Source organism: Rheinheimera sp., from assembly GCF_037442345.1.
In the GTDB taxonomy this organism is placed as follows: domain Bacteria; phylum Pseudomonadota; class Gammaproteobacteria; order Enterobacterales; family Alteromonadaceae; genus Pararheinheimera.
Window position 1 is genome coordinate 17,422 of sequence record NZ_JBBIQL010000029.1, and the last position, 15,495, is coordinate 32,916.

Below are 15,495 nucleotides of genomic sequence, written 5' to 3' on the forward strand. Positions count from 1 at the left end.
GCCCTTGTTGATGGATGCGATCGGCGGAGCGGAAACTTAGCCTAACAGGCTGCGTAACATCCAGGCGTTTTTTTCATGCACTTGCATGCGTTGGGTCAGTAAGTCCAGCGTGGGTTCATCTGAGGCTTTATCGGCGACCGGCACTATAGAGCGTGCCGTTCTGGCCAGCGCTTCCTGGCCTTTGACCAAATCTTTGATCATATCCACTGCGGTTGGAATTCCATCCGCTTCCTGAATACTGGTCAGCTTGGCGAACTCTTTGTAAGAACCAGGGGCAAACTCACCTAAAGCGCGGATCCGCTCGGCAATCAGGTCGACCGCCGCTGACAGCTCGGTGTACTGAGTTTCAAACAATAAATGCAGGGTCTGGAACATTGGGCCTGTGACGTTCCAGTGGTAATTGTGAGTTTTCAGATACAGGGTGTAGGTATCTGCCAGCAAGGTTGCCAGGCCCTGAGCAATGGCTTTGCGATCGTTTTCTTCAATACCGATATTGATATTCATCCTGTTACTCCTTTCTGGTAAGTCTGGCATTACAGTACCATATGGGGCTTTGGCTTCTCAAACCAAAGCCTTGTGGTAAAACAAAAAAGCCCGGAATAATCCGGGCCTTTGCAGTGCGCTTTGTGCTGTTAACGACCTTGCTGCAATGCGTCCTGCTGCGCCAGATAATCGTCGTAGCTGCCGACAAAGTTACGCACCTCTTTGTCAGTGATCTCCACAATACGGCTGGCCAGTGACGACACAAACTCGCGGTCATGGCTGACAAACAGCAAGGTGCCTTTAAACATATCCAGTGCCATATTCAGCGATTCAATGGATTCCATATCCAGGTGGTTGGTTGGTTCATCCATGATCAGGATATTTGGCCGTTGCAGCATTAACTTGCCAAATAACATGCGGCCTTTTTCACCGCCCGACAGTACCTTCACCGACTTCTTGATTTCATCCTGCGAAAACAACAGACGGCCCAGAATGCCGCGAATGGCCTGCTCGTCGTCCGACGGTTGTTTCCACTGGCTCATCCAGTCAAACAGACTCATGTCTGCTTCAAACTCATGGGCATGGTCCTGGGCGTAGTAGCCGATATTGACGTTTTCTGACCATTTCACTGTACCGCCGCTGACGGGCTCATCGCCCACCAGGCATTTCAGTAAGGTCGTTTTACCAATACCGTTGGTGCCGAGAATGGCCACCTTTTCGCCCACTTCAATCATCAGGTTCAGGTTCTTCAGCACCTGATGCTCGCCGTAGTTTTTCACCAGATCCGTGACTTCCAGCGCCAGACGGTACAGCTGCTTTTGCTGCTCAAAACGGATAAAGGGATTGACCCGGCTGGACGCTTTCACTTCATCCAGTTTGATTTTATCAATCTGTTTGGCGCGCGACGTGGCCTGACGGGCCTTGGAGGCATTGGCCGAGAAACGGGCCACGAAGGTCTGCAGCTCCGCAATCTGGGCTTTTTTCTTGGCGTTGTCGGACAGCAGGCGTTCACGGGCCTGGGTGGCCGCCAGCATGTATTCGTCGTAGTTGCCCGGATACACCCGCAGCTCACCGTAATCTAAATCGGCCATATGAGTACAAACCGAGTTTAAGAAGTGACGGTCGTGCGAAATAATGATCATGGTGCTGTTGCGTTCCGCCAGCACGTTTTCCAGCCAGCGAATGGTCAGAATGTCCAGGTTGTTGGTTGGTTCGTCCAACAGCATAATGTCCGGATCGGCAAACAGTACCTGCGCCAGCAGCACCCGCAGTTTCCAGCCCGGCGCCACGGCCGACATAGGGCCGTAATGCTGCTCCAGCGGAATACCGACACCCAGCAGCAATTCGCCGGCACGGGACTCGGCGCTGTAGCCGTCCATTTCGCCGTAAGCCACTTCCAGATCCGCCACCCGCAGACCATCCTCTTCGCTCATATCCGGCTTGGCATAAATGGCGTCACGTTCAGCCTTCACCGCCCACAGCTCGGCGTGGCCCATAATCACAGTGTCAATCACGCTGAATTCTTCAAAAGCGAACTGGTCCTGATGCAGTTTGGCCACACGGAAATTCGGCTCCACCGACACATTTCCTGCGCTTGGCTCCAGCTCGCGGCTCAGAATTTTCATAAAGGTGGACTTGCCACAACCATTGGCACCAATCAGGCCATAACGGTTGCCACCACCAAACTTCACAGAAATATTTTCAAACAGCGGCTTAGCGCCAAATTGCATGGTGATATTAGCGGTGGAAATCACAGTCGGCCTCACTCTGGTTAAACGCCGGCTCAGCCCGGCAAAAAGCGCGCTACTATACGCTTTTTTTCTGTGTCCGACCAGCAGAAATGCCCGCTGTCACAGGCTATCTCTCAGGCCAGCCGACGCCCCAGCGCTATGGTAGCCACCACGGCCCCCGCCAGAGCCAGCTGCGTTGCTGAAACCCTTTCATGCAGCATGACGGCAGACAAAAACAAGGCAATAAAAGGTGTCAGCAGTTGTAGCTGGCTGACTTCGGCAATACCGGCCAGCGCCAGGCCTTTGTACCAGGCAAAAAAGCCTAAAAACATACTGAAGATGGATAAATAAGCCAGCCCCAGCCAGCCTGAGGGGCTGACTCCGGCCACATTCTGCGGAAAATGCCACCAGACCATGGGCAGCAGGAGCGGCATACCCATCACCAGGGCCCAACAGATCACCTGCCAGCTCCCCAGCTGCCTGGCGAGCACTGCACCTTTGGCGTAGCTGTAACCGCAGAGCAGACAAGCCCCAAGCAAATACAGATCAGCCAGATGTAAACGGCCGTCACCACTATAGAGTGCATAGCCTGTCACCAGGCCTGTGCCTGTCAGGGCGCAACACCAAAAACCTGCTCTTGGCCAGTTTTTGGTCAGCCAGGCCCCAAAGACAGCAGTAAACAGGGGCATCACACTGCTGACCAGCGTGCCGTGGTTGGCTTCCATTTGCTGCAGCGCAACTGCGGACAACAGTGGATAACCAAGTGCGGCGCCAATCACCACGCCGCCCAGCGCCTGCAACTGCCTGCGGTCTGGCAGCGGCTGGCGCGTCAGCCATAACAGCAGCAAGGCCAGCAGGGCCGCAATGAAGGCGCGGGCTGAACCGACAAACACCGGGTGCAGGCTCAATACCGCAACCCGGGTCGCAGGAATGCCACCAGAAAACATCAACACACCGGCCATGCCATAACACCAGCCTTTAATTTTGTCGTTGGAGACGACCTGCGACCCGACCTGAACACTCATCTCTGCCCCCTGTACTCGTTGCTGCTGGACTTTGGCGTAAAGCTGGCACTATAGTGAATTCAACACCATGACAATCAGGACAGTTACGCAAAGAGGTTGCCAAACTGTACAGGTGGGAAACCCATGACAATTTCATTGCTGCAGTGGCAGCTGGACAAAAGCGCACGGCAAAGCTTTGTCGAGCAGCTGTTTGTGCAGGCCAAGACCGCCATAGAAACCGGTCGCTGGGCCGCCGGAGAAAAGCTGCCGCCCATCCGCAGCCTGGCGGCTGAACTGGCTGTCAGTAAATTTACCGTGTCCGATTTATACGACAGGCTGGGCGCTGCCGGGCTGGTGCAGGCTCAGGCCGGCAGCGGCGTGTATGTGCGGGCCCCCCGCGTGATCACGCATGTGCTGGAAGCAGAATACCAGCACAGTGAACATGCTTCAGACGTACAGCTGATGCGCCAGACGCTGCAACGCGAGTCCGACTGGCTGAAAGTTTCTGCCGGTTGGCTGGGGCCCGACTGGCTGCCGGATCTGCTGATCCGCCAGGGATTGAGGGAACTGGCCAGGCAAGGCCAGACACTGACCGATTATGGGGCTGCTCAGGGCTATTTCCCGTTGCGTCAGCAGTTAACAGACCGGCTGAAGACATTGGGCCTGGAGCTGACTCCTGCTCAGTTGCTGTTGACTCAGAGTGCATCCCATGCACTGGATTTAATTTTGCGCCAGTACCTGCGTCCTGGTGACGCGGTGGTGGTGGACGATCCTGGCTTTTATAATTTTTTTGCCTTGCTAAAGCTGCATCAGGCGCTGGTCTTGCCAGTGCCGCGGCAGCAGGATGGGCCGGACCTTGCCGTGCTGGAGCAGCAGCTGCAGCAGTTTAAACCCAGGCTGTATCTGACCAACTCGATGTTATCCAACCCCAGTGGGGCCAGTGTGAAAAGTCACCGCGCCTATCAGGTGTTGCAACTGCTGAAGCAGCATCAGGTGTTGCTGGTGGAAGATGATATTTATGCGGATTTTGAAAGCAGCCCAGCCCCGCGGTACGCCAGCCTGACCGGCCTGGTTGACAGCGTTTACCTGGGCAGTTTGTCCAAAACACTGTCGGCGGATTTACGGGTTGGGTTTATCGCCGGAGCTCCCGACGTGATCGCAAGCCTGACCGATCTGAAGTTGATCACCGGTATGTCAACGTCAAGCAGCAGTGAACGGCTGATGTATCTGGCGCTGACCGGAGGTGGCTATAAACGTCACCTTGAACAGCTCAGAAGAGGTTTAGCTGAAGCCAGGGCCAAAGTTCAGCATCACTTGCAGGCGCTCGGCTGCAGCCTGCCATTAAAACCTGAAGGTGGATTTTTAATCTGGGTTCGTTTGCCCGATGGGATCAGCAGTGCTGTGCTGTCAGAGCGGCTCTCAGCACATCAGGTGCTGCTGGCACCGGGTCGGCAATTCAGCAGCCAGCCAGACGCCGACCAGTTTACCCGACTGAATGTCACCCAGTGCCTGAACCGGGAATTTTGGTTGTTGCTTGGCAAGGAACTGCAAAGCCTTGCGCTGGATCAGCCGCCTATGCAACAAAGCCGACTATAGTCGCACAGACAAAACCACTGCGGCACGTTAGTCTGATCAGACTGAGGATATATGGCGAAAAAAACCAGCTCCCTGCCCTGGCAGGACTTACTGCAATCAGGCCACCGGATTTTTATCGGCTCCCATGCGGCAGCACCGCAGGCGTTGCTGGCCGATTTGATGACCCATGCCAAAGGTTTGCATGACATCGAACTGGTGCAAATGATGGTACTGGGTAACAACCCCTGGGTAGAACCGGGCCTGCAGGATTTATTTAAGGTCAATGCGCTGTTTATCGGCGGTGACCAGGTACGCCAGGCCGTCGCCGAAGGCCGCGCCGACTACACCCCCTGTTTTATGTCGGAAATTCCGTCTTTGTTTAAACAGGAAGTATTGCCTTTGGACGCGGCCCTGGTGATGGTCAGCCCACCGGATGAGCTGGGGTATTGCTCGCTTGGTGTATCGGTCGATGTGGTGTCTGCCGCAGTGCGTTCAGCCAAAAAGGTCATAGCGCAAATCAACCCGCTGATGCCACGCACCAGCGGTTATACCTTTATTCATCAAAGCCAAATTCATGCCTGTATTGAAGCCAAACAGGCGCTGCCTCAGCTGGATGCGCCCAAACTGGATGCCGTGACTGAGCGTATTGGTCAGTATGTGTCGATGCTGGTGGAAGATGGCGCGACTTTGCAGCTGGGTATTGGAAAAATTCCGGAAGCCGTGCTGCGTTACCTGGGTAACCACAAGGATTTAGGCATTCACAGTGAAGTAATTTCTGATGGCGTGATGGAACTGGTGCTCAAAGGTGTGATCAATAACAGTAAAAAGAGCTTTCACCCGGGCAAAACCGTCACCAGCTTTTGTATGGGCAGCCAGGCGCTCTATGACTTTGTGCATAACAACCCTCATGTGGAGTTTTACCCCAGTGAATACGTCAACTCGCCAACCCATATTGCCAGCAACGACCAGATGGTCGCCATCAACAGCGCCATTGAAGTGGACCTGACCGGCCAGGTGGTGTCCGACTCCATTGGCCATAAGTTTTACAGCGGTATTGGTGGCCAGGTCGATTTCAGCCGCGGAGCCTCCATGAGTAAAGGCGGCAAGCCGATTATCGCCCTGCCATCCACCGCTAAAAACGGCACTGTGTCACGCATAGTGCCACAGATCAGTGAAGGTGCCGGTGTGGTGACCTCCCGCGGTCATGTGCATTATGTGGTGACTGAATTCGGCGTAGCCTCCTTAAGGGGAAAAAGCATCCGCGAACGCGCACTGGAGCTCATTCGGGTGGCGCACCCGAAATTTCGCAAAGCCTTGCTGGAGCAGGTACGGCAACACTATTGGGTACCGCATTACCAGAAGGATTACCCGAAAGATGTGCCTGAGTTGGGTAACCTTGGGGTCAAAACCTTAAAAATTGCCGGTGAAGAGTTTGACCTGCGGCCACTAAACCCGGCGGATGAGCGTCGTTTACAGGAGTTTTTTTATTCGCATACCAAAGAGACCCTGCTGCTGCGTTACAACCATCACCCGAAACAAATGAGCCGGGAGAAGTCCTGCACCCTGGTCAGCGTGGATCAGTCCCGCGACCTGGCGCTTTGTATCGTTAAACAAAAAGGCTCCATTCTGGAGATCCAGGCGGTCGGCCGCTATTACCTGAACGATGCCGACCAAAGCTGTGAAGTGGCCTTTGTCACCCGGGAAAAACACCAGGGCAAAGGCATGGCCAAACGCCTGCTGCAGGAAATGATTGATATTGCGCGAAAACGTGCGCTGAGCCGGATGCTGGCTTACGTGCGTTCAGACAATAAACCTATGCAAAAAGTCTTTGAAAAAGCCGGTTTTAAACGGCTGAAAAGCGGCGATCCGGATGAAGTCTTCCTGGAGCTGCCGCTGCATGCTGTTGAGAAACATCCCCAATGAGTATTTGTATTTTCAGCCATGGCCGTTGCCTGCAGTACGATGTTGGTCATGACCACCCTGAATCCGCATCGCGACTGCACGCGGTGCAGGACCAGTTACTAAGTTCAGGCCTGGCTTATGTGCTGGAGCAACGGGACGGCAACGCAGCCAGCCGCGACGATCTGTATCTGGCCCATGACCGGGCTTATGTCGATTCTTTGTTTGAACTGGTGCCGGAGCACGGCCATATCTGGCTGGATGACGACACCCAACTGAACGCCAAACTGCTCAGGGCTGCACTGTATTCAGCCGGTTGTGGCATCAGCGCTATCGATTATCTGATGCAAGGTGCCGATCGCAAAGCCTTTTGTCTGGTGCGCCCGCCGGGCCATCATGCCGAGCGTGCTGCCGCCAAAGGCTTTTGCCTGTTTAACAATATTGCCATTGCCGCCGCTTATGCGCTTGAGCGCTATAAGGTACAGCGTATTCTGATTGTTGATTTTGATGTGCATCACGGCAATGGCACTGAAGATATCTTCCAACACGAAGCCAGGGTGCGGTTTTTTTCTTCTTTCCAGCATCCTTATTACCCTTATACCGATCCGATCAGCAGGTCCGGTTCCATTATCAAAATGCCGCTGGATGCCGGCACCAGTGGCGCTTTGTACCGTCAGCGCTGGCTGGATGAATGGTTGCCACTGATGCACCAGTTTCAGCCAGAACTGGTGCTGGTGTCGGCCGGTTTTGACGCCCATATCGAGGATGAAATGGGTCAGATGAAACTGACGGATCAGGATTATTTCTGGCTGGGCCAGCAGTTGGCGCAACTGGCAGCCCGGCACAGCCAGGGCCGGCTGCTGTCAATGCTCGAAGGCGGTTACGAGCACAGCCCGCTGGCCCGTTCTGTGGTGCAATACCTGAAAGGTCAGCTGTAAGCAGATGTTCTTTATACAATCTTTATAACAGCCCTGCTGCCAGTTATATAGACTGGCAGCAGAAGATGAGGTCCTCCTGCTGCTGGTGTATTTTTATGTCAGTTCCTGCTGTTGTGTTTGCCCAATCCGTTTCAGGTTCAGGTTACCGGATGATTTGCAAAGTGCTCGGGCATTTGTTGCTGCTGTTGTCTGCGGTTCAGTTGATGGCCATGCTGGTGGCCGTGTATTACGCCGAAGCCGCGCTGTGGGTATTTTTAGGCAGCGGCCTGTTTACCTTCAGCTGCGGTTATTTACTGAAATACAAAGGCCGCCATGCGGAGCAGATCAAAAACCGGCAGCTGTTTTTACTCACCACCTTAAGCTGGCTGTCACTCTGTCTGTTTTCTGCGTTACCTCTTTACCTGTTAGTGCCCGGATGCACCCTGACCGATGCGGTATTTGAAACCGTCTCTGCAGTGACGACCACTGGCTCCACAGTATTATCTGGTTTGGATACGATGCCCAAAGCCGTGTTGTTCTGGCGCGCCGTACTGAACTGGATAGGGGGCATAGGCATTATTGTGATGGCCATTGCCATTTTGCCAGCACTGAAAATTGGCGGTATGCGGCTGTTTAAAACCGAAAATTCCGACACGTCGGACAAAATTCTGCCCCGCAGCTCCTCGTTATCAGCGGCGATAGGCCTGGTGTATCTGTCACTGACCGGCCTGACCTGCCTGAGTTATTTTGCCGCGGGTATGACAGGCTTCGATGCCATTACCCATGCCATGACGACAGTCGCCACCGGCGGTTTTGCCAACTATGACGCTTCCTTTGGCACTTACAAAGACACCCCGTTGCTGCTGTGGCTGAGCAGCGGTTTTATGCTGCTGGCTGCCATGCCTTTTGTACTTTTTGTCAGTTGGGTGAAGGGCGATCGCAGTGCACTGTGGCGAGACCCCCAGGTACGCAGTTTTTTGCTGATTGTGCTGACATCAGCCTCAGTGCTCTGTTGCTATCAGGTCTGGCACAATCAACGCGACTGGTTTGAAGCGGCCACCCACAGCCTGTTTAATGTGGTGTCGGTGATCACCACTTGTGGCTATGCGTCGGAAGACTACACACTGTGGGGCAATATGGCCATTATGCTGTTTTTTTACCTGACCTTTGCCGGCGCTTGTTCAGGTTCCACTTCCGGTGGGTTAAAAATTTTCCGTATTCAGCTGTGTGCTTTGCTGCTGTACAAACAGCTGAAACTGCTGGTGCACCCCAAAGCCGTCTGGAACCCCAGTTATGGCGGACGTAAAATTGATGACCAGCTGCTGGGTAATGTGTTGGCCTTTTGTTTTGTTTATTTCGCCACTATTGGTTTTATCGCTATGATGCTGGCATTTTGTGAACTGGATCTGGTCACAGCTGTCACAGGGGCGGCCACCGCTGTCGCCAATGTTGGCCCTGGTCTTGGCAGCATCATTGGCCCGGCCGGTAATTTTTCCAGCTTGCCGGATGCCGCTAAATGGTGGCTGAGCCTTGGTATGCTGTTGGGGCGGCTGGAAATTCTGACCTTGCTGATTTTATTCACTCCGGCGTACTGGCGGTATTGATGCGTGTTACTTTTGGGTTCTGGATTCTGGCTTTGTGTTGCCCTGTGCTGATTGGCCTGGTGCTGTTGCCGCTTCGCAGCCTGATCAGTCCGACCGATGTCGCTATGCTGCAGCTGCTCTGGCTGGTTTACCTGGCCCAGCGCAGCGGCTACAAGCCAGCACTGCTGAGCACCCTGACCGCCGTGCTGGTGGTGAACTGGTGTTTTGTACCACCCTACTACACCCTGGCTGTGCACGATGCCAGTTTTGTCATCAGTTTTTTGGTGATGGCGTTTTTTGGCGTAATGGTCAGTTATTGGGCCGACCAGGCCAGAGCCAGACGGCAACGGGTGCGGCACTTACGCCGTCAGGCTCAAAAATCCGCAGTGCAGGCCCGGCTGGAACAACAGAAAGCCATGTTATTGCGCTCTTTGTCACATGATTTGCGCACACCGCTGGCGACCATTATGGGCGCGTCCAGTATGCTGGCCGACACCGAACTCCCCCTGAACCAACAGCAGCGTCAGCAACAGGCGCAGAATATTTACCAGCAAAGCCTGTTGTTAAGCCAGCATTTCGAAAAAGTACTGGAACTGTCAAAAACCCAGCTGACGGGTCCGTTGAGCACCAGTTCATTCAGTTCAGACGATTTGGTCGCCGCCGCCCTGGCCCGCCGCGCTGAGGATTTAACCGCCCTGGCCGAGCAGCTTCAGCTGTCCGGCGCTATTGAACTGACCGGAGATATGGAGTTGTTGGAGATTCTGCTGGCTAATCTGCTGGAAAATGCCTGGAAGTATGGGCAGGCCCCTTTTCAGCTGCAGTTTTTAAAACAACCCCAGGGTTACCAACTGACCTTGAGCAATGCACTGGCGGACCGGCCACAACAGGCCGACAGTGGTTACAATCTGGGCCTGGCCATTTGCCAGAGCATTGCCAGGCTGCATCGTGGCCAGTTCGAATTTCGCCTGCAGGACGGCCTGGCGACCGCAGTACTGGAGTGGCCGCAATGAGCACCAGAATTTTGTTGCTGGAAGACGACAGTGCCTTGCAGAGCTTCTTGCAGACGTTGCTTGAAAGCCAGGGCTATCAAACAGAAATTCTGGCTCATGGCCAGGCCGGTCTGCATTGGTTAAGCCAGCAGCACTGCGATCTGCTGTTACTGGATTTAGGCCTGGCCGATATGGACGGCATCAGCCTGTTGCAGCAACTGCGCAGCTGGTCCGATTTACCGGTCATAGTGATTTCGGCACGCGGCAAAGAGCAGGACAAAGTCAGAGCACTGGACTACGGTGCCAATGACTATGTCACCAAACCGTTCAGCTCGGCTGAACTGCTGGCCCGTATTCGCGCTTGTTTGCGGGTGCCCAGGGGGCAAAGCCAGCAGTTTCAGTTTGGCGATATTGTGCTGAACCCGGTGCAGCATCAAGTCAGCAAAGGCGGCCAAGCCGTGCATCTGACCAAAACCGAATATGAACTGTTGTTGATGTTATGCCGTCACGCCAATCAGGCACTGACCCATAACCAGATCCTGAAGCAGATTTGGGGAGAGATGTACCAGGACAGGCCGGAATATGTTCGGGTGCATATGGCGCAGCTGCGGCAAAAGTTGGAGCACCAACCGGCCACCCCGCAATTTATTCGCACCGAACCCGGTGTCGGCTACCGGCTTTGCATTGATTAATCTGCTGTAAAAGGCGTTCGAAAAAAACAAAAAGGCCGGAGTAAAACTCCGGCCTTTTTACTGAACCTTCGGCAGATTATTCGTCGTCCGCCTGGATCTCATCGGCATCCGACTCTGCATCAGCCGCTTCGTCAGGCTCTGCCACTAAAGCAGCGGCTTCTGCCCGCGCTTCAGCTTCTGCCGCTTCCAGTTCTTCCTGATCCTGAATCTCGTCAATGCGCTGTACGCCCACAACTTTTTCACCTTCAATGGTACGGATCAGAATCACACCAGCGGTGTTACGACCCACCAGTGATACTTCTTTCACCCGGGTACGGACCAGCGTGCCTTTGTCTGAAATCAGCATGATTTCATCCAGCGCACTGACCTGCACAGCACCCACCACCAGGCCATTCCGTTCAGACACCTTAATAGAGACCACACCCTGAGTGGCACGGCTCTTCTGCGGGTACTGATCCAGTGGCGTGCGTTTGCCATAGCCGTTTTCAGTCACGGTCAGAATAGCGCCATCGGCTTTAGGCACAATCAAGGAGACGACCGAACCACCTTCACGCAGTTTGATCCCACGCACACCTGTGGCGGTGCGGCCCATGCCACGCACTTGTTCTTCGTGGAAACGTACCACTTTACCGTCGTCGGAGAACAACATGATCTGGCTGTTGCCATCGGTGATATCAACACCAATCAGCTGGTCACCTTCGTTCAGGTTCACCGCGATAATGCCGTTTGAACGTGGACGCGAGTATTCGGTCAGCGCCGTTTTCTTCACTGTCCCGTTGGCCGTCGCCATAAAGACGTATTTGCCTTCTTCGTATTCACGCACCGGCAGAATGGCGGTAATACGTTCGTTTTCTTCCAGCGGCAGCAGGTTCACAATAGGCTTACCACGGGCCTGACGGGACGCCAGCGGCAACTGGTACACTTTCAGCCAATACAGGCGACCACGGTCAGAGAAACACAGAATAGTGTCATGGGTAGAAGCAATCAGCAGCTGGTCAACGAAGTCTTCGTCTTTCACTGTGGTGGCGGCTTTACCACGGCCACCACGGCGCTGGGCTTCATAATCGGACAGCGGCTGGTACTTGGCATAGCCTAAGTGCGACAGGGTCACCACTACGTCTTCTTCGGCAATTAAGTCTTCCATATTGATATCCAGCGCATCGGCCTGAATATCAGTGCGGCGGGCATCGCCATATTGGGCTTTGGCTGCCTCCAGCTCTTCGCAGATCACTTCCATCAGACGCTCAGAACTGGCCAGAATGTGCAGTAATTCGGCAATCAGCGCCAGCAGCTCTTTGTACTCGTCGAGGATTTTCTCGTGCTCAAGGCCGGTCAGTTTGTGCAGACGTAAATCCAGAATGGCCTGCGCCTGTTGTTCCGTCAGGTAATAATAACCGTCACGGATACCAAAGTGCTCTTCCAGCCATTCAGGGCGGGCCGCGCTTTCACCGGCCCGTTCCAACATCTCCTGCACATTGCCCAGCACCCAGCCACGCGCCACTAAACCCGCTTTGGCTTCAGCCGGGCTGGCCGAGGTTTTGATCAGCTCAATAATTTCGTCGATATTCGACAGCGCAATGGCCAGACCTTCCAGAATATGGGCCCGGTCACGGGCTTTACGCAGGTCGTACACGGTACGGCGGGTCACCACTTCACGGCGGTGCAGCACGAAACATTCCAGAATTTCTTTTAAACCCAGCAACTTCGGCTGGCCCTGGTCCAGCGCCACCATATTGATACCAAACACCGTCTGCATCTGGGTATTGGCGAACAGATGGTTCAGCAGCACGTCACTGGATTCACCACGTTTGACTTCGATGACGATACGCATACCGTCTTTGTCCGATTCGTCACGCAGCGCACTGATGCCTTCAATACGTTTTTCTTTGACCAGCTCGGCGATTTTTTCAATCAGACGGGCTTTATTCACCTGGTAAGGAATTTCAGTGACGATAATGGATTCACGGCCGGTTTTATCGTCGGTCTCCACATGGGTTTTCGCGCGGATATACACCTTGCCACGACCGGTGCGGTACGCCTCTTCAATACCACGACGGCCATTGATAATAGCGGCAGTCGGGAAATCCGGGCCTGGAATGTATTCCATCAGTTCAGGAATAGTGATGTCCGGGTTGGCAATAATGGCCAGACAGGCATTGATCACTTCGGTGATGTTGTGTGGCGGAATATTGGTCGCCATACCCACAGCAATACCACTGGAACCATTGATCAATAAATTCGGGATCTTGGTTGGCAGTACTGCAGGAATTTGTTCGGTGCCGTCGTAGTTCGGCACAAAATCAACGGTTTCTTTGTCCAGATCAGCCAGCAATTCCTGGGTGATTTTGGCCATCCGCACTTCGGTGTAACGCATGGCTGCGGCAGAGTCGCCGTCCACCGAACCGAAGTTACCCTGGCCGTCCACCAGCATATAACGCAGAGAAAAAGGCTGAGCCATCCGCACTATGGTGTCGTACACAGCGCTGTCGCCATGCGGGTGGTATTTACCTATCACGTCACCAACCACACGGGCGGATTTTTTATAAGCTTTGTTCCAGTCGTTGCCGAGTTCCTTCATCGCGAACAAGACACGACGGTGTACCGGCTTTAAGCCATCACGCACATCAGGCAAGGCCCGCCCTACGATGACGCTCATCGCGTAATCGAGGTAAGAGTTCTTTAATTCCTCTTCAATATTAATGGGAACAATTTCTTTGGCCAAGTTAGTCATAAACAGCTTTTTTCCCTTAAATCAATAAGATAACCTGCGTTTCTTACTGTCATTAGTCGCAGGACAAAGGCGGATTCTACCACCGGAACGAGCACCTTGCCATGGTGAACCGCTTTTGTACAGCGCGACTGACGATTGCTCAAACAACAGGAGTCCTTATAATGACAAAAAACTTTTCTGAGACTGGTTATGACTTCTGCATCTAACGTCGACTCCACCGAAATTGCCAAATTTAATGAAATTGCCTCCCGCTGGTGGGACCCGCAAGGCGAATTTAAACCGCTGCATCAGTTAAACCCGACCCGATTGAGCTACATTGCCGATCAGGTACAGGGGCTGTTTGGCAAAACCACCATTGATGTGGGTTGTGGTGGCGGCATTCTGGCGGAATCCATGGCGCGAGCCGGAGCAGTAGTGACCGGTATCGATATGGCCGACGAAGCGTTAACTGTAGCCCGCCTGCATGCTTTAGAAGCTCAGGTGCAAATCAGCTATCAACAAAGCACAGCGGAAGCCTTTGCCGAAGCGCACCCTGCAGCATTTGACCTGGTCACCTGCATGGAAATGCTGGAGCATGTGCCTGATCCGGAATCTGTGATCCGCGCCTGTGCCACGCTGGCCAAACCCGGCGCAACCCTGGTGTTTTCAACATTAAACAAAACCTGGAAAGCCTATGCGCTGGCCATAGTAGCCGCTGAGCGTCTGCTGAAGCTGGTGCCTCAGGGCACCCATGAATTTAATAAGTTTATCCGCCCATCCGACTTAATGCGTGCCATTGAAAATGCTGGGCTGGAACTGGTTGACGCCACTGGCCTGCATTACAACCCAATCAACCAGAGTTTTAAAACAGGCCCAGGTCTGGATGTGAACTACTTTGTGGTGGCGCGTAAACCATGCTAAAGCCCAAACAGGCGGTGCTGTTTGATTTGGACGGCACCTTAGTGGATACAGCCCGGGATCTGGGGGCGGCATTAAACCATGTGCTGCAGCTGCATGGCAAAGCATGCACCAGCTATGCGCAGTACCGGCCTGTGGCCTCTCATGGCGTGCGGGGACTACTGGAGCTGGGCTTTGCCGACTCGTTACCCCACTATCCCTATGAGCTGCTGCGCCAGCAGTTCCTGGACTTCTACCAACAGCACAATGGTGAAACCAGTCAGTTGTTTCCGGGGGGCGCTGAACTGCTGGCTTATTTACGCACCCAGCAGATCCCCTGGGGTATTGTCACCAACAAACCCTATCGCTTTGCCGCGCAGATTTGCCGGGCCTTGCAGTTGACTGACTGCCGTATTCTGATTGGTGGTGACTCACTGCCTGTGCGTAAACCTGACCCCATCCCACTTTGGGTAGCTGCCCATCAGTTGGGCATAGCGCCAGCCGATTGCTGGTACCTGGGCGATGCTGAACGCGATATAGAAGCAGGCCGCCGGGCGGGTATGCGCACTGTACTGGCCGGCTTTGGTTACCTGGCCGAAACCGATCAACCCGAATTATGGCAAGCAGACTGCCAAATCGGCAGCTTGCTGCAACTGACAGATTTCCTTCATAAAACTGTTTAATTTTCCAGCAAAATGGCCAGTGACTAAACACTGGCTTTTTTCTGTCCAGATAAAAAATCGACGAACAAAAGCTGAAGTTTTTTTCTTAAGATCTATTGCATCCTGAAGGTAGGTTTCGGTTACGCATTTTCAGCGTTAGCAACCACTAACATGTCTATTTTTTCGCCTCCGCAAAGGGCTTGCAATCAGGGTGCAACCCCTCTATCTTGTGATCCGTTCACCTGTAAACCCAAGATGTTGTGTCACACCGTGCGCTAACACCATAGGCATAGAATTGGGTTGAATTGATCGTTCTTTTCTTCAGAAAAAGCGGTAGAAAAAAAGATAACAATA

At 53.7% G+C, this 15,495-nt stretch carries 12 protein-coding genes; 8 read left to right on the top strand and 4 right to left on the bottom strand.

Features of this window, described 5'->3' with window-relative positions; translation table 11 throughout:
* Positions 1–36: 36 nt before the first annotated feature.
* From WKJ04_RS16045 to WKJ04_RS16055, 3 genes are all read right to left on the bottom strand, one after another.
* Positions 37–504 carry a Dps family protein gene (locus tag WKJ04_RS16045; protein WP_337843193.1) on the bottom strand — a complete coding sequence of 156 codons (468 nt, stop codon included), beginning with the start codon at positions 502–504 and terminating at the stop codon, positions 37–39.
* A gap of 128 nt (positions 505–632) precedes the next feature.
* A complete protein-coding gene (locus WKJ04_RS16050; protein WP_337881342.1) occupies positions 633–2,237 on the bottom strand; it encodes an ABC-F family ATPase in 1,605 nt (534 codons plus the stop codon).
* 110 nt (positions 2,238–2,347) lie between these two features.
* A complete protein-coding gene (locus tag WKJ04_RS16055; protein WP_337881343.1) occupies positions 2,348–3,238 on the bottom strand; it encodes a DMT family transporter in 891 nt (296 codons plus the stop codon).
* A 123-nt stretch (positions 3,239–3,361) separates the two neighbouring features.
* Here WKJ04_RS16055 and WKJ04_RS16060 point away from each other — a divergent pair, with 123 nt between their 5' ends.
* The 6 genes from WKJ04_RS16060 to WKJ04_RS16085 all read left to right on the top strand — a co-directional run bounded on the left by WKJ04_RS16060 (position 3,362) and on the right by WKJ04_RS16085 (position 10,872).
* On the top strand, positions 3,362–4,813 hold the full coding sequence (locus WKJ04_RS16060) for a PLP-dependent aminotransferase family protein (protein WP_337881344.1): 1,452 nt from the start codon (positions 3,362–3,364) through the stop codon (positions 4,811–4,813).
* Positions 4,814–4,864: 51 nt separating this feature from the next.
* A complete protein-coding gene (locus WKJ04_RS16065) occupies positions 4,865–6,715 on the top strand; it encodes a GNAT family N-acetyltransferase (protein ID WP_337881345.1) in 1,851 nt (616 codons plus the stop codon).
* Complete coding sequence (locus tag WKJ04_RS16070) at positions 6,712–7,629, top strand: histone deacetylase family protein (RefSeq protein WP_337881346.1); 918 nt, start codon at positions 6,712–6,714, stop codon at positions 7,627–7,629. The genes WKJ04_RS16065 and WKJ04_RS16070 overlap by 4 nt, the downstream gene beginning before the upstream one ends.
* A gap of 95 nt (positions 7,630–7,724) precedes the next feature.
* A complete protein-coding gene (locus tag WKJ04_RS16075; protein ID WP_337881347.1) occupies positions 7,725–9,212 on the top strand; it encodes a TrkH family potassium uptake protein in 1,488 nt (495 codons plus the stop codon).
* Positions 9,212–10,201 (top strand): DUF4118 domain-containing protein, encoded by a 990-nt coding sequence (locus WKJ04_RS16080; protein WP_337881348.1) that lies wholly within the window; start codon positions 9,212–9,214, stop codon positions 10,199–10,201. The genes WKJ04_RS16075 and WKJ04_RS16080 overlap by 1 nt, the downstream gene beginning before the upstream one ends.
* The gene (locus tag WKJ04_RS16085) at positions 10,198–10,872 is read left to right on the top strand and encodes a response regulator transcription factor (RefSeq protein WP_337881349.1); all 675 of its coding nucleotides are present in this window, start codon (positions 10,198–10,200) and stop codon (positions 10,870–10,872) included. Before WKJ04_RS16080 ends, WKJ04_RS16085 begins: the two co-directional genes overlap by 4 nt.
* 76 nt (positions 10,873–10,948) lie before the next feature.
* On the opposite strand, the gene gyrA is transcribed toward WKJ04_RS16085, so the two are convergent.
* A complete protein-coding gene (gyrA, locus tag WKJ04_RS16090) occupies positions 10,949–13,603 on the bottom strand; it encodes a DNA topoisomerase (ATP-hydrolyzing) subunit A (protein ID WP_337881350.1) in 2,655 nt (884 codons plus the stop codon).
* A 189-nt stretch (positions 13,604–13,792) separates the two neighbouring features.
* On the opposite strand from gyrA, the gene ubiG reads away from it, so the two are divergent.
* Positions 13,793–14,503 (top strand): bifunctional 2-polyprenyl-6-hydroxyphenol methylase/3-demethylubiquinol 3-O-methyltransferase UbiG, encoded by a 711-nt coding sequence (gene ubiG / locus WKJ04_RS16095; RefSeq protein ID WP_337881351.1) that lies wholly within the window; start codon positions 13,793–13,795, stop codon positions 14,501–14,503.
* A complete protein-coding gene (locus WKJ04_RS16100) occupies positions 14,497–15,162 on the top strand; it encodes an HAD-IA family hydrolase (RefSeq protein ID WP_337881352.1) in 666 nt (221 codons plus the stop codon). The genes ubiG and WKJ04_RS16100 overlap by 7 nt, the downstream gene beginning before the upstream one ends.
* Positions 15,163–15,495: the final 333 nt, after the last annotated feature.